The sequence below is a fragment of the Sulfitobacter sp. F26169L genome, from assembly GCF_026410285.1.
In the GTDB taxonomy this organism is placed as follows: Bacteria; Pseudomonadota; Alphaproteobacteria; order Rhodobacterales; family Rhodobacteraceae; genus Sulfitobacter.
In genome coordinates this window covers 130,250-152,820 of sequence record NZ_JAPMLP010000001.1, presented here as the reverse complement: position 1 = coordinate 152,820, position 22,571 = coordinate 130,250, and the positions used below count along the sequence as shown (strand labels likewise).

At 55.7% G+C, this 22,571-nt stretch carries 26 protein-coding genes; 12 read left to right on the top strand and 14 right to left on the bottom strand.

All coding sequences use genetic code 11. The features are described 5' to 3' along the window. The first annotated feature begins 9 nt into the window (after positions 1 to 9). Positions 10 to 216 (top strand): cold-shock protein, encoded by a 207-nt coding sequence (locus tag OS189_RS00720; RefSeq protein WP_267166037.1) that lies wholly within the window; start codon positions 10 to 12, stop codon positions 214 to 216. A 60-nt stretch (positions 217 to 276) separates the two neighbouring features. Here OS189_RS00720 and OS189_RS00715 read toward each other — a convergent pair whose 3' ends face one another. From OS189_RS00715 to thyX, 3 genes are all read right to left on the bottom strand, one after another. Next, a complete protein-coding gene (locus tag OS189_RS00715; protein WP_267165364.1) occupies positions 277 to 582 on the bottom strand; it encodes a hypothetical protein in 306 nt (101 codons plus the stop codon). 349 nt (positions 583 to 931) lie between these two features. Further along, on the bottom strand, positions 932 to 1,846 hold the full coding sequence (locus OS189_RS00710; protein WP_267165363.1) for a GIY-YIG nuclease family protein: 915 nt from the start codon (positions 1,844 to 1,846) through the stop codon (positions 932 to 934). Beyond that, positions 1,843 to 2,763 (bottom strand): FAD-dependent thymidylate synthase, encoded by a 921-nt coding sequence (thyX, locus tag OS189_RS00705; RefSeq protein WP_267165362.1) that lies wholly within the window; start codon positions 2,761 to 2,763, stop codon positions 1,843 to 1,845. Before thyX ends, OS189_RS00710 begins: the two co-directional genes overlap by 4 nt. A 23-nt stretch (positions 2,764 to 2,786) precedes the next feature. On the opposite strand from thyX, the gene OS189_RS00700 reads away from it, so the two are divergent. The 5 genes from OS189_RS00700 to OS189_RS00680 all read left to right on the top strand — a co-directional run bounded on the left by OS189_RS00700 (position 2,787) and on the right by OS189_RS00680 (position 7,438). Beyond that, the gene (locus tag OS189_RS00700; RefSeq protein WP_267165361.1) at positions 2,787 to 4,064 is read left to right on the top strand and encodes a hypothetical protein; all 1,278 of its coding nucleotides are present in this window, start codon (positions 2,787 to 2,789) and stop codon (positions 4,062 to 4,064) included. 2 nt (positions 4,065 to 4,066) lie between these two features. Further along, positions 4,067 to 5,500, top strand: a complete 1,434-nt coding sequence (locus tag OS189_RS00695) for a surface lipoprotein assembly modifier (RefSeq protein WP_323380207.1) — start codon at positions 4,067 to 4,069, stop codon at positions 5,498 to 5,500. A gap of 77 nt (positions 5,501 to 5,577) precedes the next feature. Beyond that, entirely contained in the window at positions 5,578 to 6,012 is a 435-nt protein-coding gene (locus OS189_RS00690; protein ID WP_267165360.1) for a VOC family protein, read from the top strand. After that, on the top strand, positions 6,009 to 6,719 hold the full coding sequence (locus OS189_RS00685) for a DUF1194 domain-containing protein (RefSeq protein ID WP_267165359.1): 711 nt from the start codon (positions 6,009 to 6,011) through the stop codon (positions 6,717 to 6,719). The genes OS189_RS00690 and OS189_RS00685 overlap by 4 nt, the downstream gene beginning before the upstream one ends. Beyond that, positions 6,716 to 7,438, top strand: a complete 723-nt coding sequence (locus OS189_RS00680; protein ID WP_267165358.1) for a DUF1194 domain-containing protein — start codon at positions 6,716 to 6,718, stop codon at positions 7,436 to 7,438. The genes OS189_RS00685 and OS189_RS00680 overlap by 4 nt, the downstream gene beginning before the upstream one ends. Positions 7,439 to 7,615: 177 nt before the next feature. Here the strand turns inward: OS189_RS00680 and OS189_RS00675 are convergent, their stop codons facing one another. From OS189_RS00675 to OS189_RS00665, 3 genes are all read right to left on the bottom strand, one after another. Beyond that, positions 7,616 to 8,134: a MarR family winged helix-turn-helix transcriptional regulator gene (locus OS189_RS00675; RefSeq protein ID WP_267165357.1), complete on the bottom strand. Its 519-nt coding sequence runs from the start codon at positions 8,132 to 8,134 to the stop codon at positions 7,616 to 7,618. A gap of 80 nt (positions 8,135 to 8,214) precedes the next feature. Next, complete coding sequence (locus tag OS189_RS00670) at positions 8,215 to 8,505, bottom strand: succinate dehydrogenase assembly factor 2 (protein WP_267165356.1); 291 nt, start codon at positions 8,503 to 8,505, stop codon at positions 8,215 to 8,217. Further along, positions 8,498 to 8,914 carry a helix-turn-helix domain-containing protein gene (locus OS189_RS00665; RefSeq protein ID WP_267165355.1) on the bottom strand — a complete coding sequence of 139 codons (417 nt, stop codon included), beginning with the start codon at positions 8,912 to 8,914 and terminating at the stop codon, positions 8,498 to 8,500. The genes OS189_RS00670 and OS189_RS00665 overlap by 8 nt, the downstream gene beginning before the upstream one ends. Before the next feature lie 92 nt (positions 8,915 to 9,006). Here OS189_RS00665 and OS189_RS00660 point away from each other — a divergent pair, with 92 nt between their 5' ends. Then, a complete protein-coding gene (locus tag OS189_RS00660; RefSeq protein ID WP_267165354.1) occupies positions 9,007 to 10,209 on the top strand; it encodes a pyridoxal phosphate-dependent aminotransferase in 1,203 nt (400 codons plus the stop codon). Between the two features lie 268 nt (positions 10,210 to 10,477). On the opposite strand, the gene OS189_RS00655 is transcribed toward OS189_RS00660, so the two are convergent. Next, the gene (locus OS189_RS00655) at positions 10,478 to 10,720 is read right to left on the bottom strand and encodes a hypothetical protein (protein ID WP_267165353.1); all 243 of its coding nucleotides are present in this window, start codon (positions 10,718 to 10,720) and stop codon (positions 10,478 to 10,480) included. Positions 10,721 to 10,824: 104 nt separating this feature from the next. On the opposite strand from OS189_RS00655, the gene OS189_RS00650 reads away from it, so the two are divergent. After that, a complete protein-coding gene (locus OS189_RS00650; protein ID WP_267165352.1) occupies positions 10,825 to 11,226 on the top strand; it encodes a hypothetical protein in 402 nt (133 codons plus the stop codon). Here OS189_RS00650 and OS189_RS00645 read toward each other — a convergent pair. Further along, the gene (locus tag OS189_RS00645) at positions 11,223 to 12,593 is read right to left on the bottom strand and encodes an MATE family efflux transporter (protein WP_416237432.1); all 1,371 of its coding nucleotides are present in this window, start codon (positions 12,591 to 12,593) and stop codon (positions 11,223 to 11,225) included. The genes OS189_RS00650 and OS189_RS00645 overlap by 4 nt on opposite strands. Before the next feature lie 169 nt (positions 12,594 to 12,762). Here OS189_RS00645 and OS189_RS00640 point away from each other — a divergent pair, with 169 nt between their 5' ends. Together OS189_RS00640 and parE are read left to right on the top strand one after the other, a co-directional pair. Beyond that, positions 12,763 to 13,632 (top strand): alpha/beta fold hydrolase, encoded by an 870-nt coding sequence (locus tag OS189_RS00640; protein WP_267166035.1) that lies wholly within the window; start codon positions 12,763 to 12,765, stop codon positions 13,630 to 13,632. A gap of 207 nt (positions 13,633 to 13,839) precedes the next feature. Then, positions 13,840 to 15,801 carry a DNA topoisomerase IV subunit B gene (gene parE, locus OS189_RS00635; RefSeq protein ID WP_267165350.1) on the top strand — a complete coding sequence of 654 codons (1,962 nt, stop codon included), beginning with the start codon at positions 13,840 to 13,842 and terminating at the stop codon, positions 15,799 to 15,801. A gap of 74 nt (positions 15,802 to 15,875) precedes the next feature. On the opposite strand, the gene OS189_RS00630 is transcribed toward parE, so the two are convergent. Together OS189_RS00630 and OS189_RS00625 are read right to left on the bottom strand one after the other, a co-directional pair. Further along, positions 15,876 to 16,559: a reverse transcriptase domain-containing protein gene (locus tag OS189_RS00630; RefSeq protein WP_267165349.1), complete on the bottom strand. Its 684-nt coding sequence runs from the start codon at positions 16,557 to 16,559 to the stop codon at positions 15,876 to 15,878. A 360-nt stretch (positions 16,560 to 16,919) separates the two neighbouring features. Next, positions 16,920 to 17,315, bottom strand: coding sequence for a c-type cytochrome (locus OS189_RS00625; protein WP_267165348.1), 396 nt, complete (start codon positions 17,313 to 17,315; stop codon positions 16,920 to 16,922). A gap of 156 nt (positions 17,316 to 17,471) precedes the next feature. Here OS189_RS00625 and OS189_RS00620 point away from each other — a divergent pair, with 156 nt between their 5' ends. Both OS189_RS00620 and OS189_RS00615 read left to right on the top strand, forming a co-directional pair. Then, positions 17,472 to 18,158 (top strand): hypothetical protein, encoded by a 687-nt coding sequence (locus OS189_RS00620; RefSeq protein ID WP_416237447.1) that lies wholly within the window; start codon positions 17,472 to 17,474, stop codon positions 18,156 to 18,158. 25 nt (positions 18,159 to 18,183) lie between these two features. After that, positions 18,184 to 18,618, top strand: a complete 435-nt coding sequence (locus tag OS189_RS00615; RefSeq protein ID WP_267165347.1) for a DMT family transporter — start codon at positions 18,184 to 18,186, stop codon at positions 18,616 to 18,618. A gap of 7 nt (positions 18,619 to 18,625) precedes the next feature. On the opposite strand, the gene OS189_RS00610 is transcribed toward OS189_RS00615, so the two are convergent. The 4 genes from OS189_RS00610 to OS189_RS00595 all read right to left on the bottom strand — a co-directional run bounded on the left by OS189_RS00610 (position 18,626) and on the right by OS189_RS00595 (position 22,472). Then, complete coding sequence (locus OS189_RS00610) at positions 18,626 to 19,606, bottom strand: Ldh family oxidoreductase (protein WP_267165346.1); 981 nt, start codon at positions 19,604 to 19,606, stop codon at positions 18,626 to 18,628. A gap of 63 nt (positions 19,607 to 19,669) precedes the next feature. Further along, positions 19,670 to 20,413 (bottom strand): calcium-binding protein, encoded by a 744-nt coding sequence (locus OS189_RS00605; RefSeq protein ID WP_267165345.1) that lies wholly within the window; start codon positions 20,411 to 20,413, stop codon positions 19,670 to 19,672. Between the two features lie 99 nt (positions 20,414 to 20,512). Then, positions 20,513 to 21,193, bottom strand: a complete 681-nt coding sequence (locus OS189_RS00600; protein ID WP_267165344.1) for an ABC transporter ATP-binding protein — start codon at positions 21,191 to 21,193, stop codon at positions 20,513 to 20,515. Further along, on the bottom strand, positions 21,186 to 22,472 hold the full coding sequence (locus OS189_RS00595) for a lipoprotein-releasing ABC transporter permease subunit (RefSeq protein ID WP_267165343.1): 1,287 nt from the start codon (positions 22,470 to 22,472) through the stop codon (positions 21,186 to 21,188). Before OS189_RS00595 ends, OS189_RS00600 begins: the two co-directional genes overlap by 8 nt. Positions 22,473 to 22,571: the final 99 nt, after the last annotated feature.

Sequence of the window (22,571 nt, the reverse complement as noted above, 5' to 3'; positions counted from 1 at the left end):
GTGGAAACGATGCCGACAGGAACTGTTAAGTGGTTTAATACGACCAAAGGATTTGGATTTATTGCGCCCGATGGCGGCGGCTCGGATGTGTTTGTGCATATTTCGGCGGTAGAGCGGTCGGGGCTGACCGGCTTGGCCGATGATCAGAAGGTTAGCTATGAATTGACCGAAGGGCGCGACGGACGCCAGATGGCATCAGACCTTACGCTGATCTAATGCAGTTTCTCCGGCTGATCCGCGATGGAAAATGCCGGAGGATTATTTGCCGACAAGGGCTTAGTCGAATGTGCAGCCCTTAGTGCCAACTTCGCAATAGCTGCGCGCGTGATAGGGTTTGTGCCGTGCGACCTTACGGTGTTTTTTGCGCGTGACGGGATGAGCGTTGACATGCTCGTAACTCACATGCTGGTTCGGCCGTCCACAAGAGACTGTCCCGTCGATTGTGACAGGTTGAAGCCCTGCGGGACAGAAATTATGCTTTGACGGGTATGGATAGATATTAACATCCGCCACCGCGCCACCGGGTAGCGCTGTAAGGACACCAAAAGCCGCAGCCAGCGCCAATCCATTGAATCTATGCATATTACACCTCGATCATTGATATGTTGGGTGTAGTTTTGCCGAGCCCTCAGGGCAAGTCCAGCTTTTTCACGGGAAATTGGCGGTCGGGGTGTTTCTGTTTGTTCAGGGTATGCCACTGAATAGCGCCCCATCCATCATCGCAAAACGGGCCAGCGTTTGTAAAACCAACCTGTCGCACTCCAACCCCTAATTTACAAACAGCGCACAGTGATGGCGTGCGAAGCGCCCAATTAAACCCCCGCGCCCGATCCGAGGGGCAGGAAGCAAAGCGCCCACCCCGCGGGGGCCGTTCGGGCGCTGCCCAATCGGAGATTGGGCTGTGTCGAGTATCTGTCCAGTGAAATACTTATCAGATACGGCTGTTAAGTTCTCGCTCAATAGCAGCGTCCTTCCACGCTCCATAGGTAGCTCCGTTATTTACAACAATCCAGTCGGTCCGCCCGTTGCGTGCAGTACCAAAAAGGAAAACAGCGGCTGCGCTCGGGCTGCTGAAGGATATATCCTCCTCAACTCGGAAGTTATTTTCGCCCAATTTTACAATCTGGCCCGTCTGCAACGCATCATCGCGGATCGACTTGATATTGCCCTTAAACGAAATTGCTTCCCGCCATGCTCCGATCGCTCCTCTTTCGACGATAAAATCACCAGCGTCTTCTCTTGCTGTAGCTGTTATACCGGCTTTGATGTTTGCTAATTCGAATTGAATTGCCTCGGAAGCTTGTTCGTATTGAGTCTGCTCTCCTGTTTTCAACTGTTGAGGCTTCTTTAACACTTCGACGCCGATGACGGGCAGAACAAGCTGAATTTCAACAAGAAACGCTTCCATATCGGCGATATCAGCTTCAGGCAGCAAATCGAATTGGGGCATCCCCTTATTTTCGATTTTTGCCTTCTTCGCTTCTTGCAACAAAGTCAAAATTCGGCCTTCCAGATAACGTACATGGGCTTTTGTTAAATTCATGTCCTTGCTTGTCACGGCGATAAAGCGATCCCAAAAATCCTTTTCTTTATTGTGGGAATAGAGGCGCTTTCCAATATCATCTCCCTCACCGACATATACTTTTGGAAGGTCACTGCCCTCGTCATCAGCTCCGATCAAGAGATAGACGCCGGTTCGCCGGAACTCTGGCCGAGAAAGGACGCCCTCAAACCGTGTCCGAGGAGCTGCTAACACATGCCCTGTCCAATTCATAATCTCGGCCGTAAGAATCCCTGCGGCTTTTCCATCAGCTAGATAAACACGAACTGAGCGGCCTCTACTCACTTCAATACCCCCTCAAACTCCCGCCATTCCCCCTTGCTCATGCCACTATTCTCCTGCGTCACCTCTTCGCCTTTTAGCATCCGGCGGATGCAGTCCAGTGCCTTGCCGGAGAGTGTTGCGCCTCCGAGGCGGTAGTCCTCGAAGGCGCCGTATGCCGCTGGCACCCAATCGGCGACGACTTTGCAGATGGCATCGGCGTAAACGCGGATTTCGTATTGGGCGTGGGGGTCGGCGCGCAGGCGCAGGAAGTGGAAGAGGTTGTGCAGGTCAACTTTCCAGTACCACTGGGTATAGATGTTGGCGGGCAGGTTCATCCGCGCCAGTTCGCGCGCGAGGCCGTCCTGGGGCTCTCCGTCCGGCCCTTCTGTGCCGATCATCGCCTCGTAGTGATCATAGGCGCGGTTCGAATCGGATTTCAGGATCTCCAGCACGCGCGCGGCCTCTGCCCCCTCCAGCACGCCGCCGCGGCCCTGATTGTTGACCACAGATTGCGCATTTATGTGATCGGGCGCGGGAATATAGAACTCCCGATCCAGAATCGAATAGCGGGCGGAGTATTCGTTAACGTTGGCGGTGCGGTGCCGGATCCACTGGCGCGCCACAAAAACGGGCAGCTTTACGTGCAGCTTGATTTCGCACATCTCGAACGGGGTCGAGTGCCAGTGCCGCATCAGATAGCGGATCAGCCCTTCGTCGTTCTGCACCGATTTGGTGCCTTTACCATACGATACACGGGCCGCCTGGCAGATCGCCTCGTCGTTCCCCATATAATCGATCACGCGGATAAACCCGTGGTCCAGAACTTCGTGCGCGGTATACAAATGCGCCTCCATTCCTTCGGAAACGGCACGCAGGGTCGGTTTGGTCTGGGCGCGCAGGGCGTCGATTTCGGCTTGTTGGTCTGGGCTGATTGGCATGATGTTTCCTGTCGGTGGGATTCGTGGGTGACTATATCTGGTGGATGGGGCGGCGTGAAACCCATATACGGTATTGCTTTTTCGCCATGATTAAGATGTTTCTTGCGCACGGCACAAGCCGTGTCATTGACATCGCATATTGGGGGGGTGACTGTCTTCAAAACAAAAACGACTACATTGAGGGCAGAAAATTGAAAAATACAATCATTGGCCTTGTTCTTATTGCGGGTTTGGGCGCTTGCAGCGGGGGCAACCCTTTCGATGAGAACAACGGTGCTGGATCCAGCGGGGATGGCACGACAGGAGATGGTCAACCGACGGGTGGTGGCACTGATGCGGGTGGCTCAGACAATGACGGCATCTCTGGTATAGGCGTCCCCCCTGGAACGACATCGCCAACCAGCAGCACCAAAATTGTGCGATATGAAGAGAATACCGGCAACGATGGTACTGACGGATACGTACGAGATGTGAGGTACATCCCGCTCGACGAGAACGGTGATGGTGATACCTTTATTGTAGATAATCTCGCGTTTGACTCAGCTAATGTTTATGTTCGGGGAACCGACGTTAGTAGTCTAAATGGCTTTTCTGTATATGAATCGACAACTCCATTTCCTGATTCAGTCACAAATGATCCAATTTCTCAATTCGGGTATCGCGCGATATATGGAGTAAGCAGAGCAACTGATGCAGATGGCGTGCCTAACACCCAATTCGCGATCGTACGCTCATCTAGCTTTCGAGACTACGGCTTCGGCGGTTTCATCTATCAACGCAATGGAACTGTAACCCTACCAGATACCGGCCAGGCAACGTTCAGTGGTAAGACTGCCGGCATACGTGATTTTGAGGGTAAGGGAGGCTTGGAGTACACAACCGGGAATCTGAATATCGATATCGACTTCGAAGACTTCAACGATGTCACCGGCACGAGAGGCGATGGGGTCAAAGCCGAATGGACAAATAGAAGAATATTTGATGCGAACGGTGTAGATATCACACAAAGGATTATCGATAATATCAACCCAGGAATGGAGGCATATCCCACTGCTCAATTGATCATTAGGCCTAACAGCCTGAAGGACAGCGGTGATCTGGTTGGTGAATTCGAAAGCACCTATGTAGATGGCTCCGGAGAAATTCAAGACTACGAAGCCGGTAATTTCTACGCTGTTGTTTCAGGTGATGGACCAGATGAAATCGCGGGTGTAATCGTAGTTACAAACGATACGGATTACGAAAATGTAACTACACGAGAGACAGCAGGTTTCATCGTTTACCGTGGCGCTAATAACTAGTCATGCCCGCTGGTTGTTACGTGAAGCACGTTCTTGTGATATCTCTCATATTTGTTACAGAGGCGAATCCAAGCCATGCTAAGATTGTCCTTACTCCAGCAGAAATGGAAGAGGCGGCCAAGCTCAGCTTGGTCGCTGGTCAAAGCGAGCAAGCTATTGCCCTCGTTGACGCACTAATATTGCGAAATCGTCAAGATACTACACCTCATCTTATACGATCACGTGCATTGCGGAACATGGGACAGTTTGAAGCTGCAAGAAAAGCCGCACTACTAGGATGGAAATACGCAGTAAACGACAATGAAAAGTTTTCATCAGCTCTATTAATCGCCCAAGCGCTATCTTCAGATGGAAAAAGGACGCGAGCGCAGCTTTGGTTGAGACGAGCTTATAATATCGCACCGTCGTCTGGACATGCAGCTAAAGCACGTCAGGACTACGGTTATGTCCAGCAACGGAACCCGTGGCATACCCAACTCTCTTTCACATTTGCTCCGAATTCAAACATCAACAATGGATCTTCACGCGACACTTCCTCCCTTTATTACGAATTTATCGATCCTTTTAATCCAGATGGAGTTGAAGCTACTCTTAAAGCTTCGTCGAAGGCGCTGTCAGGTATGGAAACGGGCCTTGATATCCAGAGCCGTTATCGGTTCCACCAGACAGAGCGTAGCGCCCATGATCTGCGGCTCAGCCTGTCCTATCAGACCTATCACTTGTCCGGTTCGGCCAAAGACGATCTAGCCGCCGAGGATGCCGAGCGCGTGGCGCGCGGTGAAGAAGCGCGCAAGCTGACGGGCAGTGATTTCGCCTATGGCACGGTGCAGATCGGCTATGGGTACAAACAACTGCGCCATGACCGGCGCGGAGAATTCAGCCTCAGCGCCGATATTGGCCAGAGCTTTTATGGCGGTGCGCGCTACAATCGCTTTTTGCGCGCACAACTGGGGCAGACCTATCACGTCAACCCCAATTCCAAGCTGAGTTTTGGTCTTGGCGCCGAAACTCGCAGTGCGCAAAGTGGGTCTGATCAACATTCCCTCAGCCTGAGCGCAGGATTAAGCCGCCGTCTGGCCAGCGGTGATGGCCTCTATCTTGGTGTCGCAGTCACATCGCAGCGCGCGGATTTGGACCGGCTGGAATACGATGAATTGCGCCTGCGCTCGGGGTATGTGCTGGGCCGGGAGGTGATGGGAACAGCACTGCAATTCGGTCTCAGCACCAGCTTTCGCGATTACGATGTATCCCCGCATGACGCATCGGGACGGCGGGATTTCCAAATCGCCGCTGAAGTGAGCGCAACGTTCAAACAGATCGACTACTTCGGTTTCAACCCCACCGTCAGCCTCAGCGCGTCGACCACCGACAGCAATATCGGGCTTTATGACGTCAACCGCGTGGGGCTGAGCATCGGGATCGCATCGTCGTTTTGACCAACGCGGACCTCGACACCCAGACAAGCAGTGCTAGGGTAGAAGCAACTTGAATTTGCTTATACAGGAGCTTTTCCATGCCAATTAAATACCTGCACACAATGGTGCGCGTGAAAGATCTCGATGCCTCGATTGCGTTCTACAAACTACTTGGGCTGAAAGAACGTCGGCGCATGGAACATGAAGAAGGCCGGTTTACGCTGGTTTTTCTATGTCCACCAGAGATGGACGATGGCCATGCCGATGTTGAGCTGACCTACAATTGGGACGGTGACGACGGCCTGCCATCAGACAGCCGCCATTTCGGGCATCTAGCGTATACTGTTGAAAACATATACGAAACTTGTAATTTTTTACAGGAAAACGGCGTAACTATCAATCGCCCCCCGCGTGACGGCCGAATGGCATTTGTCCGCTCGCCGGATAATATTTCGATTGAGCTGCTTCAGGAAGGGGATGCGCTTCCCCCTGTCGAACCTTGGGCATCAATGGAAAACACAGGAAGCTGGTGATACGTGCGGCCCTTACAGCCGCAGGGCTGGCTTGTGCCGCCTTGCCCGCCAGCGCCATTGAATGTCGCTTGGCGCTGGCAATGGCAATGGATGTGTCCAGCTCGGTAGATGCCGCAGAAGATAGATTACAGCGCGGCGGCATGGTGGCAGCATTGGTTTCGCCCGAAGTCGAAGCCGCATTTTTTGCGGCCGACCTTCCGGTAGCGCTGGCTGTTTATGAATGGTCAGGCCGCTACAATCAGAAAATTCTGCTCGATTGGACCCTGATTGACAGTCGCGCGGCCCTGGTCTCGGCGGCTGAAACGCTATCGTCTACAAACCGCAGCCATTTCGATTCACCCACAGCAATGGGATACGCGCTCGGCTACGGCGCCCAGCTGCTTGATCGCGCACCGGAATGCTTACGCAAAACGCTTGATATGGCAGGCGACGGGCAAAGCAACGAAGGTTTTCCACCCGCCAGCGCCTTTCGCGCTTTTCCTTTCGACAATGTCACAGTTAACGGGTTGGTCGTCAACGCTGCCGATTTCGAAGGAGAAGTTGGCCTCATCGCGTTCTATCGCGCAGAGGTCATCCATGGCCCCGGCGCGTTCCTGATTGTCGCTGACGGGTTCGAAGATTACGAACGCGCAATGCGCCGCAAGCTTGAACGGGAGCTCACCCCCCCTTCCATCGGGTCACTCAGACAAAACGGCAAAGCCGGATGAAACCCGTTGCCGCAACCCTTGCCGCGATTTTCGCCCTCACCTCAGGATCGGCTATTGCCGCAGAACCCTGCCGTCAGGCATTGGCACTTGGCCTTGACGTATCCGGCTCTGTGGATGCGCGCGAGTACCGGCTACAAATTGCAGGATTGGCAAATGCACTCGACAGCGCGCCGGTGCGCGCAGCATTGCTGGACCAACCGGACCCGCCCGTAGAGCTTTTGATTTTCGAATGGAGCGGACCAAAGGACCAGAAAACGCTGCTTCCTTGGACGCAGATTTCAAGCCCCGCCGCTCTGGGCGCCGCAATCGAAACCATCCGCAGCACCGAACGCAGACCCGAAGCAACACCGGGCACAGCGCTTGGCGTCGCGATGATACTCGGCGCACAGCACCTTGCGCAACGCACCCATTGCTGGCGCAGAACTCTGGATATCTCAGGCGACGGGAAAAGCAATCTCGGCCCCCGCCCCCGAGCCGTCAAACCCCGACTTACCAATAAAGGAATAACCATCAATGCCTTGGTAATCGGTTCGGACGCGCAACCGGCAGGGCAGAACCGCGCATCCAACATTGCCGATTTAAGCGCCTACTTTCAGGCCGAAGTCATCCTCGGACCCGACGCTTTTATCGAAGCCGCCCAGAGTTTCGAGAATTTTGAAGCCGTCATGCAGACAAAGCTGTTACGCGAACTTGACGGCCTCGTCCTGTCCCGCCGCTAAGGTCCCGACTTCTTTTGGCCAAAAATATCCCGGGGAGTCTTTGGCCATCCAGGCCAAAGACGGGGCAGCGCCCCAACCCCCTCACAAACCGGAAGCCTCCTCACAAGTGACGCCGTTCCTGGGCGAAACCGTTCTAACCGATCCCAAAGCCGATGAAATCAATGCTATCGTGCCGCATCAATAAATATAGCGGATCTGGTCCGTCCAGTAGCGCTCCACCCGCTTGAGAGAAGCGGTGATTTCAACAATCCCCTCCGGCCCCAGCACACCACGATCTTCCAAGCCGCCTGCATGGCGCGAAAACAACTCTGCGACCACATCACGGATATAGCGGCCATTCTCGGTAAGCCGGACCCGTACGGATCGCCGGTCGATCTCGCAGCGCTGGTGGTGCATGTACCCCATTTCGACCAGTTTTTTGAGGTTATAGCTGACGTTGCTGCCCTGATAATACCCACGGCTTTTCAATTCCCCCGCTGTCACCTCGTGATCACCGATGTTAAAGAGCAAAAGCGCTTGAACCGCGTTTATCTCCAGAACGCCAACGCGTTCGAACTCGTCCTTGATCACATCCAGCAGCAACCGGTGCAGACGTTCGACAAGCGATAGCGCCTCCAGATATCCGGTCATAAACCCTTTTTCGGGGGGGGACGGTTTCTCATTGGTTGGCAGACCAATGGGATCCAGAATGCTCATACTACTCTCCGACATTTTATGGCTCTGACGTCAGATTGCAGAATAAAGCAGAATATTTCGTTAAAAGCCGTCGATCCGGCTCAGCTTTTGGAAATATGGTTCTGGATGTCTTCGATCATAACCGCAAATTCGGGCTTGGGGGCAAACTGCCCTGTAACCCACTGATACAGATCGTGGTCGTTTTCATCCAGCAGATCATCATACAGCGTCAGCGTTTCCGCAGACATACCGCCCAAACGGTCAGACGCATAGGCGGACAGGATCAAATCCATTTCCTTGATCCCGCGCCGCATGGAGCGCATGGCCAGACGTTTGATGCGCACGTCGCGCGGCTCGCCCACAGGGCGCTCGGGGCGTGGCATTTCAAACATCGCGCGGTTCCGTCAGCATTGCGCGCAGGCGCTTTTCCAGTCGGGCAACCTGTTTGGCTTTTTGCGCCATCTCAACCCGCAGCGTGCGCATTTCCGCCAGTATTTCGGCGGCGTCCTGTGGCAGCACACCCGCTTCTTCTGTTCCGTCTAGGCCTTCGCCTTCTCCGTTGATCAACCACATCATCGACACGTTCAGCAGCCCCGCCAGCATTGAAAGCCGGTTGGCGCGGGGTTCGGATGTGTCATTTTCCCAGGCGCGCAAAGTGCTGAGCCGCACACCCAGACGGCGCGCCAGAACGGCCTGCGACATACCGGCAAGATCGCGCGCGGCCGCAACACGGTCCCCGAAAGTGGCTGCATCGGGACTATACCAGTCTGTCTGGGTGTCGGAATTTTCCGTGACGGTCATTGCGTACTCCTAATCGCGCCAAAGGCGCTTGCAACTGCGGGGGGCCACCCCCTATGAGTGGATTTAACGCTATATAACGTAATGAGGCCTAAATGGAACTGCTCTCCCGTACACTTGCCCGCGTCAAACCATCCCCCACAATCGCCGTCACCACAAAAGCGCAGGAACTCAAGGCCGCAGGCCGTGATGTGATCGGGCTGGGTGCAGGCGAGCCTGATTTTGACACACCACAAAACATTAAAGACGCGGCCATTGCAGCGATCAACGCGGGAAAGACCAAATACACCGCTGTTGACGGGATTATTGAACTCAAGCAAGCGATATGCGCCAAGCTAAAGCGCGACAACGGGCTTGAATACGCGCCCTCACAGGTCAGCATTTCAACCGGTGGCAAGCAGGTTCTGTACAACGCGTTGATGGCAACCATGAACCCCGACGAAGAAGTCATCATTCCGGCACCTTATTGGGTCAGCTACCCCGATATGGTACTGCTTGCAGGCGGCACGCCAGTGATCGTTGAATGTGGTATCGAGCAGAATTTCAAAATGACCGCCGAACAACTCGAATCAGCAATCACCCCGAAAACAAAATGGCTGATCTTTAATTCTCCCTCCAACCCGACAGGTGCCGGATATGCGTGGGACGAGCTGAATGCGCTGACAGATGTGTTGCTGCGCCATCCGCATGTGATGGTGATGACTGACGATATGTATGAACACCTTGCCTATGACGGGTTCGAATTCTGCACCCCCGCACAGGTAGAACCGGACCTGTATGACCGCACACTTACAGTAAACGGTGTATCCAAAGCATACGCCATGACAGGCTGGCGCATCGGCTATGCCGCAGGGCCGGAAAAGCTGATCGGGGCGATGCGTAAGGTGCAATCACAATCCACATCCAACCCCTGCTCGATCAGCCAGTGGGCGGCAGTTGAAGCGCTGAACGGGACGCAGGATTTTATCGCACCCAACAATGAAATGTTTGTGCGTCGCCGCGATCTGGTTGTGAGCGCGCTGAATGCAATTGACGGTATCGTATGTCCCGTTCCCGAAGGTGCGTTCTACGTCTATCCGTCCATCGCGGGATTGATCGGAAAAACCAGCGCTGCAGGAACGGTTATCGAATCCGACGAGGTCTTTGCAACTGCACTGCTGGAAGAAACCGGCGTCGCGGTTGTGTTCGGCGCAGCCTTTGGCCTTAGCCCGAATTTCCGCATCAGCTATGCGACCTCGGATGAAAACCTGAAAGAAGCCTGCAAGCGGATTACCGCTTTTTGTGCAGAGCTGTCGTAAAATTTAGCCACCCCCGCCCTTTTTCATTTTTAGGAGGCGGGGGCGCAACAATGGTTCGACATGCCAATATCGGTAACCACAATTATAGACCTGCTCGGGCACCGGTTTCCAAAATCATTGGCGCCACGCTGTTCCATTGGCATCACATCAAACTATTGGGCTCGTGCTGCATCCCATTTTTTTGCTTCGCCGCCACCTAGAGGGATGGCCGAAGTCGTAGAGCCTTTCTCACGCAGCCTTCTTTCTTTTTCGGCCTCCTTGTTATGCGCTATCCACTGATCACGACAGGCAGCTTGGTCGAACCAGAAGCTGATGACCGTGACGACAACAGCCATACGCCTGCGGCGGCGAAAATGCGGGTAAGGCCGAAGTTCTCAATCGCTTGCGCAGCACGTTTAGTTCCGTCTTTGGGTTCTTGAGGAACGTGACGCTTGGCCAATAAATCCAAATTTTTCTCAAGCCCCGTCATGCAGCGGGCGATTGCAGTATCGGTCGATCGTTTCTTTGGCATCTTCCTGAAAACCCCTGTATGAGAGGCAAAAGTAACATTAATCTGTGCAGACTGCGGTTTTACGCTAATCGGGTCGATGTAGAAGACAAGTTAGGACGATCCAGATGGCCGACATGTTGCCCGACTATTACTTTCGCGTTCGCGAAAATGGTGCGTTTGTTTTTCGTCTGGATACCGAAAACCGCCAACGCCGGATTGAGATGGACCAGATTGCCGTGCTGAACATGCGCAATGGCGAGATCAAGGCGCACGGGGACCGCACGCTGTCGCCCCAGGACATCGAAGCCATCAAGAACTGGATGGAAGAGCGCGCCCGCACCCTCGCCCACCGCGAGATTGACGATATCTTGCGCGCTGTTGACTACCTCAACACAACCACCCACTGGGCACAGTCACGCGCTACCGATGATCAGCTGGAGGCGGTGACGGACGCGCTATTGCTTGCCATGCATGATCTGCGCAGCACTCTCGTACGCAAAAAGGCCGCACGGCTGACGCAAAGCTAGGGCTGGCTGAACTTGCGGGTGATGTCGGGCAGCACCTTGAACCAGAAACGCCCGTTCAGTAGCAGTGCTGCGACGCCCAGCCCAATCGCCAGACCGCCCCAGATGCCGATCCCGCCAAACCCCAGCGTAAAGCCCAGCACATAAGATGTCGGCACGCCGATGCCCCAATAACTGAGCACGGCAAAAACCATCGGCAATCGGGTGTCTTGCACACCGCGCAAGGTGCTGAGCGCGATAACCTGCGCCCCGTCCACCAATTGGAACAGGCCAGCCATCAGCAAAAAGCCGACAGCGATTTGAGTGATTTCGACGCGGGCCGGCTCATCCTCCAGAATAAAGATATCGATGAAGAATTCGGGGAACAGGATAAAGACCGCAACTGTGGCAGACGAAAAGACAAGCGACATCACAGTGACAATCCACGCACCGCGCGCCAGATGCGGCGGATCTTCGCGGCCATAGGCGTTGCCAGCGCGCACCGTGCCCGCGTTTCCAAGACCCAGATGAACCATAAACGTGATCGAGGTAAGCTGCATCGCGATGCCATGGGCCGCCAGCGGTACAGTGCCCAGCCAGCCCATCATCACAGCAGCAGCTGCAAACAGGCTGACCTCGCTCAGCGAAGTGAGAGAGATCGGCCAGCCCAGCCGGAACACCTGCCCCAGCATATCACTATCTGCAACCCACATGCGGCGAAACAAATCATGTTCGGGCAGGACCAGCCGCACATAGATCACCACACCAACCAGTGACACAAGCTGCGTGCTGAGCGATGCAATCGCCGCACCAGCCACCCCGAGTTCGGGCGCCCCCCAGTTTCCGAAGATCAGTGCGTAATTCACCAAAGCGTTGGTAATCGCCGCAAGAATAGTGATCCACAGCACAACCTGCGTCCGCTCCAGCGCTGCCAGATAAGATTTCAGGACCATCACAAACAGCGCGGGCATAATGCCCCATCCCGCGATTGACAGATAGGTCGATCCAAGCGCGACAACGTCCTCCCCCTGACCCATCAGGCGCAGCAATGGCGCGGAAAAGATCATCAGCGGGAGTGCCAGCAATGCAAACCCGAAACTAAGCCATAGTCCCATACGCGTTGCACGGCGAATTGACGTCGTATCGTCAGCAGAATGATAACTTGCCACCATCGGCATAACAGCAAACGCAAAACCCGACCCGAAAATAAACAGCGTAAAGAAATAGGTCGAGGCAAGCGTAACAGCCGCCAGCGCCTCTACCCCGTACCAGCCCAACATGACAGTATCGGTTACGCCGATCGCCATCTGCGCAAGGTGCCCGCCGATCAACGGCAGGCCAAGAACGGCAATCGCACGGATGTGGGCGGCAGTGGACATGGTTTTCAGCATTCCGCATGTCTAGGCCGAATAAGGCTGCGGCGAAAGATGAGAAGTGCCCGAACGCCAATTTCAGTGATGTTACGTCATTCGCGGCCATGACGATTGCGCACACCGCCTTCACTGGCCTAGGCTGGCCGCAAGAACCATCAGAGCGGTGTGGTTAGGTCGGGGTGAAATGATGCCAGAAAATTGGACAGAAACGGTGGATCTGAACGGCGAGGAATTCTTTGTGCGCCACTGGGGCGACAAGAACGCGCCGAAGATCGTAATGTTGCACGGATTTCCCGAATATTCAGGTGCTTGGGCCGATCTGGCACCGCTGCTTTCCACACGGTTTCACTGCATCGCGCCCGACCAGCGCGGATATGGGCAAAGCTGGCGTCCGTCAGAAGTGGAGAAGTACAAAACTTCGCTGCTCGTCTCCGATATCGTCGCACTGATCGGAGAGGAGCCGGTGATTGTACTGGGCCATGACTGGGGCGCATCGGTTGCCTATGCGCTTGCCATCGGGCGGCCCGATCTGGTGTCAAAGCTGGTCATAATGAACGGCGTTCACCCTGCTCCTTTCCAACGCGAACTGGCGAAGGGCGGCGCGCAAACCGACGCCTCACAATATATCCATTTTCTGCGCCGCGAGGGGGCGGAGGATATTCTGGCAGCGGATGATTTTTCACGGCTGATGGGGCTATTCTCGGCCAATATGGATATGGACTGGCTGCGCGGTGAAACACTGGCCGGATACAAGGCCGCGTGGCGTGACGCATCGGGCCTGCGTGGCATGATCAACTGGTATCGCGCATCACCGCTGAAGATCGGTGCAACAGGCGAAGCGATTGACGGGCTGACGTTTGATCCTGCGCGCCTTCAGGTACAATGTCCGCATCTGTTAATCTGGGGCAGCGCGGACACCGCATTGTTGCCTGAAACAACCAAAGGACTGGAGGACTATGCCCCGGACCTTAAACGCGTCGAGATTGCGGGGGTTGACCATTGGCTGCACCACCAGAAACCGCGTGAGGTCGCAGATGCCGTACTGGGATGGCTCTAACGACGGGCTGAAGGGCATGAACAACAACACTGACCAGCCTGAAAACATCTGCCGCTTGCACGCAAGGGGCACCTGAACCTCCAAAACAAACATTCTCTTTCACGCCAAGGACAATTGGCTGGGGATAAAACGCGCCGGGCGATTGCCCACCCGCTCTGGACCTGTCAAAATGGCCCCAATCAAAAGCAACAGCAGCAGGCGCATCCCATGTCCGATCTTCTTTCCGGCGCGACCCCAGAGCCTACCGAATACAACGCCTCTTCCATCGAAGTGCTGGAGGGGCTGGAGCCTGTGCGCAAACGCCCCGGCATGTACATCGGCGGCACCGATGAACGCGCACTGCACCACATGGTGGCCGAGGTTCTCGATAACTCGATGGATGAAGCGGTCGCGGGCCACGCCAACCGGATCGAGGTGGAACTGCACGCCGATTACTCAATCACCATTCGCGACAACGGGCGCGGTATCCCGATTGATCCACACCCGAAATTCCCCGACAAATCCGCGCTTGAGGTGATCTTGTGCACGCTTCACGCAGGCGGCAAGTTTTCGGGCAAGGCGTATCAGACGTCAGGTGGTTTGAACGGCGTAGGCTCTTCCGTGGTGAACGCGCTGTCGGACAGCATGGTTGTACAGGTTGCGCGCAACCGTGAATTGTTCGAACAACGGTTTTCACGCGGCAAACCCCTCGGCCCTGTTGAAAAACTGGGTGCGGCCCCCAACCGGCGCGGCACCACTGTTACTTTCCACGCGGATGAAGAGATTTTCGGCAGCCACCGCTTCAAACCCTCGCGGCTGTACAAATCCGTACAATCCAAGGCTTACCTGTTTTCCGGCGTTGAGATCCGCTGGAAATCCGAAATTCCCGACGGCGACACCCCGCAAGAGGCGACATTCCACTTTCCAGGCGGTCTGGCGGATTACCTGACCGAAACCTTGGACAAGGCCACCACCTATGCCGAGACCGCTTTCGCGGGGAGTGTCGAGTTCAGCGAAAAGTTCGGCGAGGCAGGAAAGGTCGAATGGGCCATCAACTGGACCCCGATGCGTGACGGCTTCATCCAGTCCTACTGCAACACCGTCCCCACCCCTGAGGGCGGCACCCATGTGGCAGGCTTTTGGGCGGCGATCCTGAAAGGCATCAAGGCCTACGGCGAGTTGTCCAACAACAAGAAGGCCGCACAAATCACCCGCGAAGATCTGATGTCGGGCGGCTGCGCGCTGGTGTCGTGCTTTATCGCCGATCCCGCCTTTGTGGGGCAGACAAAGGACCGCCTGTCCTCCGAAAGCGCGCAGAAAATGACCGAAGGTGCCGTGCGCGACCACTTTGATAACTGGCTGGCGGCTGACACAAAATCCGCGGGCGCGATCCTTGATTTCCTTGTCCTGCGCGCCGAAGAGCGCCTGAAGCGGCGTCAGGAAAAAGAGACAGCGCGCAAATCCGCGACCAAAAAACTGCGCCTGCCCGGAAAGCTGACCGATTGCACCTCCAAAACCCGCGAGGGGACGGAGCTGTTTATCGTGGAGGGCGACTCCGCCGGTGGCTCGGGCAAGGGTGCGCGCAACCGTGTGAACCAAGCACTGCTGCCCCTGAAAGGGAAAATCCTCAACGTGCTTGGCGCGGCCTCGGGCAAACTGAACACCAACGCCGAGATCAACGATCTGTGCGAAGCGCTGGGTGTGGGCATGGGTACGAAATTCAAGCTCGACGATCTGCGCTATGACAAGATTATCATTATGACCGATGCGGACGTAGACGGCGCGCATATCGCGGCCCTGCTGATGACGTTCTTTTACACCCAGATGCGCCCGATGATCGACAACGGCCACCTCTATCTCGCCTGCCCGCCGCTATACCGCCTGACCCAAGGGGCGAAACGCGTCTATGTGGCGGATGATGCGGAAAAGGACGCGTATCTGGAGAAAGGCCTTGGCGGCAAAGGCAAGATCGACCTGCAACGCTTTAAGGGTCTGGGCGAAATGGACGCAAAAGACCTGAAAGAAACCACAATGGACCCCGCCACCCGCAAACTCATCCGCGTCACGGTGGATGAAGACGTACCCGGCGAAACCAGCGATCTGGTAGAGCGGCTGATGGGGAAAAAGCCGGAATTGCGATTCCAGTACATTCAGGAAAACGCGCGGTTTGTGGAGGAGTTGGATGTTTGAATCATTTTTCCAACTGCTTAGCTTGGTTCTGGTTAATCACGCTCACGTAGCGCAGAATTGCATCTCTTGAATCCTCATTCGCAAATAAAAGCTGATCTCGGAATGCCTCCATTCTTTTTTTCCGTTACTGAAAGTGTTCCCTCACCGACTCGGCAGTTGAATACGTCAAGGCTTTCTGTAGGCAAAATGCACTTTTCTTTCGCAAGTTCGAAACCAGCACACAAAACCTCTCTGGCAAGCATTTCATAGATGTCGGACAGTTCTGTTTCGCTATTTGACGAAATTAGAAGATCATCAACATACATCGAGACAAAGGTTCCGTTTGAACGCAGGTTATCTAAGGTCTTTCCAAGCCTTGAGCGATCAATCACAAGTGTCGCCAATGCCATGGACTGGATAAATCCAAATGGGATGAACCGCTTACCGCCAAATTCTACACAAGACCTTCTAGCGATATCAAACGAATCTTTCTGATTGAAGCCAATCGATTTCAGAGATTTAGAAACCTTGTTACGGCTAACAGAAGAAAAGAAGTTCTTTAAATCTAAACTCGCTCTAAACTTACAAACGCTGTGCGCTCGCAGCGCACCAAGATGGCCGCCACGCTTACCAAAATGATAATAGTGCGTGGCTGGCTGCCATTTTTTTAACAATTCCTCGACAATAACTTTTCCATCTAACGCGCTCTGTTTCGTTTGCACAAAAACCCACTTACCAGGCTTAAGTTCAAAGCGCGTTTGGTAATTTTCGTCCGGCATAGTTAGGCGTCTCGCTCAATAAGTCGTAGGCCAACTTCATAAACCGGAGTGCGGTAATGATCCATGGCCCATACTTACGAGCGAGACGAAGGTAGTTCTTGGTTCTCTTATTCATAAGGAACCTCCTTAACTTACACCGGCTTCCTTGCTGCAATGCAGCTGTTCCCAACCAATCAATCATCCGATATTCACAGTGGATAATCCGCCATACCAACAACACATGATAATCATTACATATGATCCGCACATGCCATGGTTCCGCCAGTGTAAATTCTATTTGTGCATGGTCGTAAAAACTTCAATAGCATGGCTTACTTTTTCTTGAAGCACTTTAAGGTAAGATCGTCTGTGAAGTCCCCCTCACTCCTGCACATGCTTCAAATACGCCACCAAATCCGCAATCGGGATGCTGGTCATAATCGGCTGGCCGCTTTCCGATTTGATCACCGCGTCTTTCTCCTCAAAAAACGGGCCGTAGATCGGCATGGGGGAGCCGTGGGCGACCAGGGGGTCGCTGCCGTCGATGCGCTGCACCACGCGGACTGTGGGGAAGACATCGTTGCGTTTGGTCAGCTCTGTCAGGGACGGCGGTTGCACGATCAGTGCGGGGGCCAGCGGGCCTTTGCCGCGGGCATCGGCGCCATGGCACACCGCGCAGTGCTGATCGTAAAGCGCCGTGCCGTTTTCCACATCCTGCGCACTGCCCATGACAGGGGCCAGAAATAGTGTTGTCGCTGCTGCAAGTACCAGTTTCATAGCGCTCTCCATCCAGGTTTTCTCCAGCATGGCACGACATTCCCACGCCCGCCTTAATCTGGATCAAACATTTGCCGGTTGAGGATTAACTTTGTGCAAACATCACCACCTTCCGCCTCATTTGGGGTTGTATCGTCCATCGCGCAGCGCCTTAATATGGCCATGCGCTACGCTCTTGTGATCTTTCTGTTTCTTGCCGCCTGTGGCCGCCCCCTTACCGAGGCGGAGCGTGCCTTTGCCGCGACAATTCATGGCTCGACCCTCAACATGGATCGGGTGCGGTTGCATGACGGTGCGCCAACCCGCGCGGTGACCTTCCGGCGCAAACCAAGGCCGCGCACCACCTGCCGCGAGCTGATTTTCCCGCCCAATCCGCCCGAGGAAAAAATCATAAAGACCAAACCCGCGGCGGTTGCGTTGTATAATACAGTATTGTTCGACAAGGACTGGTTCCTTGATGATTATCTGCCCGACTATCCTGATCGCATCGGGCTGGTGGCCGCAATGTTGCTCGGTCACGAGCTTACTCACGTCTGGCAGTGGCAAAACCGCAAGCTGACCGGCTATTCCCCGCTGAAAGCCGCGTCCGAGCATAGCCCCGGCGGTGATCCCTACCTGTTTGATCTGAAAGACCACAAGTTTCTGGAGTTCGGGTTCGAGCAGCAAGGCTCAATCGTAGAAGAATTCGTGTGCTGTCGCGCCCTGCAGCCCCAGGGCGCGCGCACAAAACGGCTACATGCGCTGGTGTCTCAGGTGATGCCCGTCGCGCCGCTGCCGCACAGCCCCGCCCATGATGTTGGCTTGCCGTGGGATGGTGTGGACCTGAAGCAGATTTGCAGCTGAGGCTTAAATTGAAATGAGAGAAAAAATGGCACAATACGCATTGATCATGTTGCTGGCGGGTGTGGGAATACCGGTACTCGCCGCGCTTAACGCGCAACTGGGCGCGCGTGTCGGCTCTCCCGCTGCGGCGGCAACGGTTTTGTTTATCATCGCGTTCTCTGTGGCGCTGGTGGTTGCGCTGGTCATGGCGCCACAAGGGTTTGCCAAACTACCCGCCGCGCCCAAGCATCTGTTTTTCGCGGGGGTGCTGGTAGCGTTTTACATACTCAGCATCACTTATATCGCGCCGCATTTCGGTGTGGGCAATGCGGTGTTCTTTGTGTTGCTGGGGCAGCTGTTCTCTGCCGCGCTGATTGATCATTTCGGCCTGTTCGGCGCGCAAATCTCACCCGTTAGCCTGACGCGGGCGGCAGGCATTTGCACCATGGCAATCGGGGTCTGGCTAACGCAACTGGCTTAGCGTCGGGTTAGCCCGCCGCAAGCGATGTGATCAGTTGCCAAGTTTCCTCGCCCACTTCGACGGGGTCCATAGTGGCCTTGTTTTGCCCCGGCATCCGCGCACCTTGGTCTTGTGCGATATGGTCTGCGAGAGTCTGGATTTTATCTCCGAAATCGGGGCTGACCGTCGGATCGATCAGCAGATAGTACTGCCCCAAATCATGCGGCGCGCCTTCGGGCGCTTTCAGCGGTTTCACGTCACGCGACAGGACAGAGCCTGTCATCGCCGCCGCCAGCACCTCCACCATCAGGCCGAGGCCCCAGCCCTTGTAGCCGCCCATCGAAACAAGCGATCCTTTGATCGCCGCATCGGGATCGGTTGTCGGGTTGCCGTCTGCATCCAGCGCCCAACCTTCGGGGATGCTTTGCCCCGCTGCCTTCGCCATGGTGATTTTGCCCAGCGCAACGGTCGTGGTTGATTGATCAAACTGCATGGCAAGACCGCCCTGCCCGTCCGGCACCGAAAATGCCATGGGGTTGGTGCCGATCGCGCGGGTTTTCCCACCGGGGGCGGCAACGATGGGGGAGGCATTGGTGAACCCGATCCCGATCATTCCTGCCGCCGCGATCTGTTCCGTGAAATACCCAAGCGACGTGCAAGTGTGGGCATGGGCCACCGACAGGGACGCAACCCCACACCGCCGCGCGGCATCCAGTGCAACAGGCAATCCGTGGGCGAATGCAGGCTGGGCAAAGCCGAACCCGGCATCAACCACAACCGCACCAGTGCGGGGCGTGCTGACAGCGGGTGTTGCGGTGCCCGACACACGGCCCGTGCGCAATTGCTGACAATAGCTTTCGACGTAGTAAAGGCCGCAAATCTTGTTGCCCACGCTTTCGGCTTTGCGCACGGCGCGCGCCACTTCGGCGGCCGCAAATTCGCCGGCACCGTGTGCGGCCAAGGCGCGACGGACGGTGTTTTCAATTTCATCAAGGCTGATCTGTGGCATGCAAAAGGCTCCGGTCCGGCGGGTTTATCCAGAAAGACCAGCGCGGCGCACCTGCGTCAAGCTTTATGCCTGCTCAATCGGTGCTACGGGTACAAATTGCACGCTTCCCGCTGGCACAGGTGCTGCTACCCCTTCCAACCGCAGGCTGAGGCCGGTTGATAATTCGATGCGCAGACCGCTTTCTTCAACTACTTGCTCGGAAATGCCGGCCTCTTCGGGGGTTTCAATTTCGATCGCGATCACGTCTTCGTCGACGTTGAAATCAGTGATCTGGACAACCTCAACCGCATCCTGAGTGGTGACGAATACGTCAGTGCCATCGCCGCCAGTGCCTGTATCGCCATCCCCCATAAACAGCGTGTCGTCCCCTGCACCACCGTCCAGCGTATCGGATTGTTCATCATCCGCGCGGGTTTCACGGCCAAAGGCGCCAAACAGGGTATCATCACCGTCGCCACCTTCGACGATATCTGTGCCGTCACCACCGGCGAGTGTGTCGTTCTGTGATGATCCGCTCAGCGTGTCCTGTCCGCCAGACGCATCGTGGTGCACGCTGCTATCCACTTCGGGCGCAAATTCCTCGTCCTGATCGGTACCTCGGCTGATCGTTACGGGGTTAATGTTATCCGCTGTACTGCGCGCGTTTTCGATGAAGGTCGCGACGTCGACCATCTCCACAGGGTCTTCTTCCGTTTCTTCGGGCAATTCCGCCCCTGCCTCGGATAAATCATCGTCATCGTTAAAGCCTGTCACGGCGACAATCATCGGGCCGAGGGATGCAAGAAGCATGACGAGAATTGGAGACATAGCGGAACCTGTTTTTGTGCCTGATTGCCATCTTAATGGCTCGCAAATGTGGTGACACTTAGGTCACGCCGCGCCGAATTCGCGGAAACTGCTCGGCATTCAGACGCTAAGGGCGCCCTGCTCCAGACGGATCTGGCGATCCATCCGCGCGGCCAATTCAAGGTTGTGCGTGGCAATCAGCGCCGACAATCCGGTATCGCGCACCAGTGCCATAAGCGTGGCAAACACCGTCTCCGACGTTTCGGGATCGAGATTGCCTGTCGGCTCGTCCGCGAGCAGCAGTTTAGGGCCATTGGCAAGAGCCCGGCAAAAGGCAACGCGTTGTTGTTCGCCCCCCGACAGGGCCGCGGGGCGGTGCTGCGCCCGTGGGGCCACGCCAACCTGCGCCAGCAATTCCATTGCGCGCGCTTTTGCATCGCTGCGCGCCACACCATTGGCCAGCTGCGGCAGGATGATATTTTCAAGCGCGCTGAATTCGGGCAGCAGGTGGTGAAACTGGTAAATGAACCCCACATCGCGCCGCCGCACACCCGTGCGGGCTGTGTCGCGTTTGCCTGTCATATCCGTGCCACCAATCGCCACTGTGCCCGCGTCAGGTGTGTCGAGCAGCCCCGCGATATGCAGTAACGTTGACTTACCAGCACCTGACGGTGCGACCAGCGCTACTACCTCGCCGCGCGCAACCGCCAGATCGATGCCGCGCAGTACGGTAACCTCGTTCGGTTTGCCGTGGTTATAGGCCTTGGTAATGCCATTCAGGCGAAGGGCAGGATCACTCATAACGCAGCGCCTCGACAGGGTTCATGCGCGCAGCGCGGCGCGCAGGAAAGATGGTTACCACAAACGACAGCCCCAACGACAAAGCGACAGCAGACAGAACATCACCCAGTTCCAGCTTGGCCGGTAGGAAATAGATACCACGAATGGACGGGTCCCATGCATTGCCCCCCGACAGCCAGTTCACCATGCCGAAAATCTGATCCACATAGAGCGCAAACAGACAGCCGAGGATCACACCCATAACCGTGCCGATAATCCCCGTAAACGCCCCGCAGATGAAAAACACCCGCAGGATCGATCCCTCCGAAAGACCCATGGTGCGCAGGATGCCGATATCGCGACCCTTGTTTTTCACCAGCATGATAAGCCCCGACACGATATTCATTGCGGCAATCAAGACGAGGATCGACAGGATCACAAACATCACATTGTCTTCTATATCCAGTGCATTCAAAAAACCCGATGACGCCTCGCGCCACGTCCAGATCAGTGCAGTATCGCCTGCGGCAGCAAGGATATCGGGGCCGAGGCGATCTACATTGTCAGGATCAGCGACCATGACTTCCAACTCGTTTACAGCCCCTTCCGAGTTGAAATAGCTCTGCGCTTCGGCCAGCGGCAGATAGGCGCGGGTACGGTCGATGTCATACCGGCCTGCGGTGAAGATATACGTGACCTCATAGGCGTTCACACGCGGGCTGGTGCCGAATGCGGTTTTCACGCCGTCAGGTGAGATCAGGCGAATACGGTCTCCCACCTGCGCGCCCAGACTGCGCGCCACCCCAGAGCCGATTGCGATCCCCTCGCCAAAACGGGCGATGTCTCCTTCAGCGGCTTGCGGGTCAACGATACGGGGGATGGTGTTCAGGTTTTCGGCGGTGATGCCATACACCTCCATTCCCGCATTGTTACCGCTGAAGGTCGCCATAACCTGTCCGCGCACAATCGGCGCCACACGGGTCACGCCGTCAACTGCGGCAATGTTTGCAGCCAACGCATCATAGTCGCGGATATTGCGGTCCACCGCGCCGTTGGGCTGTATCACCCCCATCTCGTATACGGTAACATGGGCATTTGCCCCGAGGATCGTATCGACAAATTCCGCCCGAAATCCCGATCTGACGGCAAGAGTTGCAATCAACGCAAACACCGCAAGCGTGATGCCGATCAAGCTGATCCACGTCATCACACTGACCCCGCCCTCGGCGCGGCGCGCGCGCAGGTAGCGCCATGCGATCATCCATTCAAACGGTGCAAAAGGAGGGGTACTGGAGGCCATTTCGGTCCTTACTCGGAAAGCGTTTTGCGGCAAGGTGAGGCTTTGGGCACTTGGGGTCAAGGCTTAGACGCGGCGAAACCTGCGCCAATCACCGTTAGG

What these genes read in the sequence shown, in the direction of transcription:
- OS189_RS00720 (WP_267166037.1), top strand. Translation starts at nt 10, where the DNA reads ATGCCGACAGGAACTGTTAAGTGGTTTAATACGACCAAAGGATTTGGA.
- OS189_RS00715 (WP_267165364.1), bottom strand. Translation starts at nt 582, where the DNA reads ATGCATAGATTCAATGGATTGGCGCTGGCTGCGGCTTTTGGTGTCCTT.
- thyX (WP_267165362.1), bottom strand. Translation starts at nt 2,763, where the DNA reads ATGCCAATCAGCCCAGACCAACAAGCCGAAATCGACGCCCTGCGCGCC.
- OS189_RS00695 (WP_323380207.1), top strand. Translation starts at nt 4,067, where the DNA reads ATGCCCGCTGGTTGTTACGTGAAGCACGTTCTTGTGATATCTCTCATA.
- OS189_RS00690 (WP_267165360.1), top strand. Translation starts at nt 5,578, where the DNA reads ATGCCAATTAAATACCTGCACACAATGGTGCGCGTGAAAGATCTCGAT.
- OS189_RS00680 (WP_267165358.1), top strand. Translation starts at nt 6,716, where the DNA reads ATGAAACCCGTTGCCGCAACCCTTGCCGCGATTTTCGCCCTCACCTCA.
- OS189_RS00675 (WP_267165357.1), bottom strand. Translation starts at nt 8,134, where the DNA reads ATGAGCATTCTGGATCCCATTGGTCTGCCAACCAATGAGAAACCGTCC.
- OS189_RS00670 (WP_267165356.1), bottom strand. Translation starts at nt 8,505, where the DNA reads ATGTTTGAAATGCCACGCCCCGAGCGCCCTGTGGGCGAGCCGCGCGAC.
- OS189_RS00665 (WP_267165355.1), bottom strand. Translation starts at nt 8,914, where the DNA reads ATGACCGTCACGGAAAATTCCGACACCCAGACAGACTGGTATAGTCCC.
- OS189_RS00660 (WP_267165354.1), top strand. Translation starts at nt 9,007, where the DNA reads ATGGAACTGCTCTCCCGTACACTTGCCCGCGTCAAACCATCCCCCACA.
- OS189_RS00655 (WP_267165353.1), bottom strand. Translation starts at nt 10,720, where the DNA reads ATGCCAAAGAAACGATCGACCGATACTGCAATCGCCCGCTGCATGACG.
- OS189_RS00650 (WP_267165352.1), top strand. Translation starts at nt 10,825, where the DNA reads ATGGCCGACATGTTGCCCGACTATTACTTTCGCGTTCGCGAAAATGGT.
- OS189_RS00645 (WP_416237432.1), bottom strand. Translation starts at nt 12,593, where the DNA reads ATGCTGAAAACCATGTCCACTGCCGCCCACATCCGTGCGATTGCCGTT.
- OS189_RS00640 (WP_267166035.1), top strand. Translation starts at nt 12,763, where the DNA reads ATGCCAGAAAATTGGACAGAAACGGTGGATCTGAACGGCGAGGAATTC.
- parE (WP_267165350.1), top strand. Translation starts at nt 13,840, where the DNA reads ATGTCCGATCTTCTTTCCGGCGCGACCCCAGAGCCTACCGAATACAAC.
- OS189_RS00630 (WP_267165349.1), bottom strand. Translation starts at nt 16,559, where the DNA reads ATGCCGGACGAAAATTACCAAACGCGCTTTGAACTTAAGCCTGGTAAG.
- OS189_RS00625 (WP_267165348.1), bottom strand. Translation starts at nt 17,315, where the DNA reads ATGAAACTGGTACTTGCAGCAGCGACAACACTATTTCTGGCCCCTGTC.
- OS189_RS00620 (WP_416237447.1), top strand. Translation starts at nt 17,472, where the DNA reads ATGGCCATGCGCTACGCTCTTGTGATCTTTCTGTTTCTTGCCGCCTGT.
- OS189_RS00615 (WP_267165347.1), top strand. Translation starts at nt 18,184, where the DNA reads ATGGCACAATACGCATTGATCATGTTGCTGGCGGGTGTGGGAATACCG.
- OS189_RS00610 (WP_267165346.1), bottom strand. Translation starts at nt 19,606, where the DNA reads ATGCCACAGATCAGCCTTGATGAAATTGAAAACACCGTCCGTCGCGCC.
- OS189_RS00605 (WP_267165345.1), bottom strand. Translation starts at nt 20,413, where the DNA reads ATGTCTCCAATTCTCGTCATGCTTCTTGCATCCCTCGGCCCGATGATT.
- OS189_RS00600 (WP_267165344.1), bottom strand. Translation starts at nt 21,193, where the DNA reads ATGAGTGATCCTGCCCTTCGCCTGAATGGCATTACCAAGGCCTATAAC.
- OS189_RS00595 (WP_267165343.1), bottom strand. Translation starts at nt 22,472, where the DNA reads ATGGCCTCCAGTACCCCTCCTTTTGCACCGTTTGAATGGATGATCGCA.